The sequence below is a fragment of the Actinomyces sp. Z5 genome (genome assembly GCF_003287795.1).
Classification (GTDB): Bacteria; Actinomycetota; Actinomycetes; order Actinomycetales; family Actinomycetaceae; genus Actinomyces; species Actinomyces glycerinitolerans.
Genome location: NZ_QMIN01000055.1, coordinates 82,113 through 86,116 on the forward strand (window position 1 = coordinate 82,113; position 4,004 = coordinate 86,116).

The 4,004-nt window shown below is 70.8% G+C and carries 4 protein-coding genes; 2 read left to right on the forward strand and 2 right to left on the reverse strand.

Features of this window, described 5'->3' with window-relative positions:
• A complete protein-coding gene (locus DRB06_RS07710) occupies positions 1 to 972 on the reverse strand; it encodes a serine hydrolase (protein ID WP_111819582.1) in 972 nt (323 codons plus the stop codon).
• A gap of 11 nt (positions 973 to 983) precedes the next feature.
• Complete coding sequence (locus DRB06_RS07715; RefSeq protein ID WP_073331442.1) at positions 984 to 1,736, reverse strand: nitroreductase family protein; 753 nt, start codon at positions 1,734 to 1,736, stop codon at positions 984 to 986.
• A gap of 182 nt (positions 1,737 to 1,918) precedes the next feature.
• Between DRB06_RS07715 and DRB06_RS07720 the strand changes: the two genes are divergently transcribed.
• Positions 1,919 to 2,659 carry a 3'-5' exonuclease gene (locus DRB06_RS07720; protein ID WP_111819583.1) on the forward strand — a complete coding sequence of 247 codons (741 nt, stop codon included), beginning with the start codon at positions 1,919 to 1,921 and terminating at the stop codon, positions 2,657 to 2,659.
• A 444-nt stretch (positions 2,660 to 3,103) separates the two neighbouring features.
• Positions 3,104 to 3,538: an NUDIX domain-containing protein gene (locus tag DRB06_RS07725; protein WP_395994435.1), complete on the forward strand. Its 435-nt coding sequence runs from the start codon at positions 3,104 to 3,106 to the stop codon at positions 3,536 to 3,538.
• The last annotated feature ends 466 nt before the right edge of the window (positions 3,539 to 4,004 follow it).

A 4,004-nucleotide genomic window follows, 5' to 3' on the forward strand; every position in this document is an offset into this window, starting at 1 on the left:
TCACAGGGCGAGGATCTGGGCGCCGAGGGCGGGCCAGTTCTCCCGGTGCACGGTGCCGAAGGGGCGCGCACCCAGGAACACCGCCTGGCGGCGGGCGACCGGGTCTATCCAGATGAAGGACCCGGACTGGCCGAAGTGGCCGAAGGTCTCGGGGCTGCTTGTGGGGGCGGTCCAGTGCAGCTGTTTGGCGCCGCGGACCTCCAGGCCCAGGCCGAAGTCGTTTACGGCCTGGCGCCCATATCCGGGCAGGACGCCCGGCAGCCCGGGGTGGACGGGGCGGCGTGCGGCTTCGGCCAGTGCGGGGGAGACGAGTGTGGGGGCCGCGAGCTCGCGGGCGAAGGCGGCCAGGTCGGCGGCACTACCCGTCCCCGAGTGAGCGGGCGAGCCGGGGATGCGGACGCTCGCCATGCCGAGGGGCTCGAGGACGGCCTCCTCCACCCACGCCTCGAGCGGGGTGGCGGTGGCCTCCTCCAGGTGCCGACCGAGGATTTCGAAGCCGCGGTTGGAGTAGATGCGCCGTTGTCGCGGCGGCGCCAGCACGGCATCGGAGTCGAAGGCGACGCCGGAGGCGTGGGCGAGCAGATCGCGGACGGTGGCGCCGGGGAGTTCGGGCGCGGCGGGGGCGTCGAGGTCCAGCAGGTGGCGGTCGACGGCGATCAGGGCGCTCCAGGCGACGATCGGCTTGGTCAGGGAGGCGAGTGGGAAGACCGCGTTGCCGTCGCCAACCCGGGCGAGGGTGCGGAAGCGGGGTCGTGCGCCGAGGGCGGAGGGAGCGTCGGCGCCCGCGTCCGCGAGGAGCTCGCCGGCGATGAGCGCGATAGGAAAGTCGAATCGCTGTACGGCGGGGAGGGCCTCCGGACCGACCGGGGCGGGCACGGCGCCAAACCCAGCGGGGAGGGCCTCCGGACCGACCGGGGCGGGCACGGCGCTGCCGGCTCGGCCCGGCCGGTCGGCTCCCAAGGAGGTCGGCATCGCGCCTCGCCTCAGTGCAGGCAGAGGCGCTGCTCGTGCAGGACGTCCAGGACGGGCGCCTGTGAGGCGGGGCCGCCGCCCAGCGCCCGGGCGATCTGCGTGGTGAAGGAGTCCACCCGGTTGTTGGTGTCGCGCAGGTCGTAGTACTGCTGGACCTCGGCGTCGTAGGCGGCCAGGGCGTCGGCGTGGGCGTCGAGGTCGGGGTAGGCGTCAACGGCGGTGACGATCTCGCGGGGCAGGCGCGGCTTGTACTGGGGCTCCTGGGCGGCGTGACCCACGAGCAGGCCGAGCAGCGGGTAGGTGCGTTCGGGCAGGCCCAGGGCGGAGATGACGCGACGGACGTCGCCGATGATGGAGCCGAGGTAAACGGTTCCCAGGCCCAGGGACTCGGCGGCCACGACCATGTTCTGGGCGGCGATGACGGCGTCCTCCACGCCCTGGAGGAACAGGGCGGTGCGCTCGAGCGGCTCCAGGGAGGCGCCGGCGCGCTCGCGGATGACGGCGTTGCGGTGCAGGTCGACGACGAACACGAACAGTTCCCCGCGGTCGCCGCCCACGTAGGGCTGGCCGGAGGCGAGGTGGAGTTGCTCGCGCACGGCGGGATCCTTGACCCGGATGACGGTGACCTGCTGCTGGAAGGAGGAGCTAGCGGCGTGGCGGGCGACGTCGAGCAGGGTGGTAACGACGTCCTCGGCCACCGGCTCGGAGGTGTAGGCGCGAATGGTGCGGTGGGCCAGCTGGGCGGCGATGGTGGTGTTGGTGATGGGCGTAGTCGCCGGGGTGGTCAGGGCGTCGGTTGGTGCGGCGGCAGCGGCGCCGGTGGACTCGTTGGCAGGCGTGGTCGTCATGACTCGACTTTAGCCCGGTCGGCCGGGTCCCAGCCGGGAGTGTTGGGAGAGAACCAAGGGTGGGGCCCGCCTGCGGCGAACGCCTACCATGGGGTGCGATGCCCTTCTATCACCGCACGCGTCGTCCACTGCGCCAGACTCTCCAGCCCCGCTCCGCCGCGGGCGCGCCGGAGACCGTGGACGTTTCGCGGGTGGGCTACGCCGTCGTCGACCTGGAGACCACGGGCCTGTCCCCGGCGACGGATTCGATCATTGAGATCGGGCTGGTACTGGCGGGCCCCGACGGCGCCGTGGAGCGCACTTGGTCAACCCTGGTGAACCCGGGCACCGGTGTCGATGTGGGCCCGACGTACATTCACGGGCTTGTGGCCGAGGACCTGGTCGGGGCGCCCGCCCTGGCCGACGTCGCCGACCTGCTGGTGCGCGACCTGGCGGGGCGGGCGGTGGTCGCCCACAACGCGCGCTTCGACGTCGGCTTCCTCACCCAGGCGCTGGGCGGCCTGGACCGGTTGGAGCGCGGAGCGCGGGTGCCGCGCGTGTGCACCATGGAGATGGCACGGCACTTCATGGCAACGCCGTCGCGGCGGCTGGTCACCTGCTGTGAGACCGCCGGCGTGGAGATCGGGCGGCATCACACGGCGCTCGACGACGCCCTGGCCAGTGCGGGCCTGCTGCGCCACTATATGGCGGTGGGGCGGGAGCGCGGCGAGGAGCCGGTGGCGTGGTCGCGCTCGCTGACGGAGGCGGTGGCCTTCAACGGCTGGCGCTGGAGCGAGACGGCCGCCCGCGCCCAGGAGTCGCGTCTGGTGCCGCGCCGCGGCGACGGCGTGCTGCGGTAGGTTGACGCCAGGCGGCTGTAGGACGTGGCAAACGCGCATTACGCATGTGGGCTAGCAGACCTGTGCGTAGTACATAGATTCTGATTTGTGATTTACGGGCTCTTCGCGTTTGGGGGTTTCGTGGGCGGGTGGATCGGCGATTCGCCGATTGGTGGATGGCGTGCGTGTCCCGGCGGCGCGGCGGGCGGGGAGTGTGGTGTGACGATCGTGCTCGAGGGTCGTTTTGGGGCTGATGAGGTCGTACCCGACCACCCGGCGCTGGCCGAATACGACCTCATTCGCCCCACACCCTGATTTGCTTCAGGGCTCGTGTCCGGTTTTGGGCTGAGGATCAGACCGCATGGGTAGGGTCTTCGCGACACCTTAAGGAGGGTGTGCGATGAGCAGTGATGCTGGCACGACGAGGGGTTCTGGGCGCCGGGCCTGGCCCCTCCCTCGGCGCTGCTGTGCGCGGCCCGCTCCTATCCGTCCGAGCACGCCGGCCAATACGAATTTCCCGGAGGGAAGGTGGAGCCGGGGGAAACGCCGACCACGGCTCTGATGCGCGAGCTGGCGGAGGAACTCAACCTGACGGTCCACCTGGGCAACGAGGTGCCTCCCTCCCCCGATCTGGCTGTGGCGCCACCGAGTCCGGAGACCCGTACCCGCGCCTCGAAGGCGGAGTACTTCCCCGAAGATGACCGACCCGCCTGGCCGGCGATGCACGGGCACCGGATGCGCGTCTGGCTGGCCCAGCCCGCGGGCTCTCCGCCACGCCTCGGCACCGCCCACGCCACGCTGCACTGGGCGGCCCTGGACCAGGCGGACTCCCTGCCATGGCTGCCCGCCGACTTACCGATACTTAGTGTGGTCCGCCGCGCGATCGCAAGCTCCCACTAAGTCGGGAGGCGCGCCAGTAGCCGGGAGGTACATGAATAGTCGGGAGGCGCTCGAAGTTGAGGACGCCGAGTCGGGAGGGGCACGGGTAACGGGTGCCATAGCGGGTAGGGCGCGACCTGCCGGCGCCACGACGGCGTCTTCGCGCACCTGGCAGTCTTGCTGCACGGCAGCAGCGCCTGTGTCCACGTATCCGTCGCCCTGTGGTGGGAAACAATCGGGACGACATCTGCCCACGGCACCCTCTACGCTGTAGGCAGGTAGAAAACTCCGAAGCCCCGGACTAGCCAACTGGTTGCCCGGGGCTTCGCCGTACCCCGGTGCCACACCGCCAGACCCCATCTTCTACGAGGAGGACGCAGCACTACCACATCACTTCGTGTGGCTCGTCTGCTAAGTGGTTCGCGGCCTCACCCCAACGCGTCGAGATACTCCTGCCGAACATCCTCAGGCATCTCATCCTGGAACC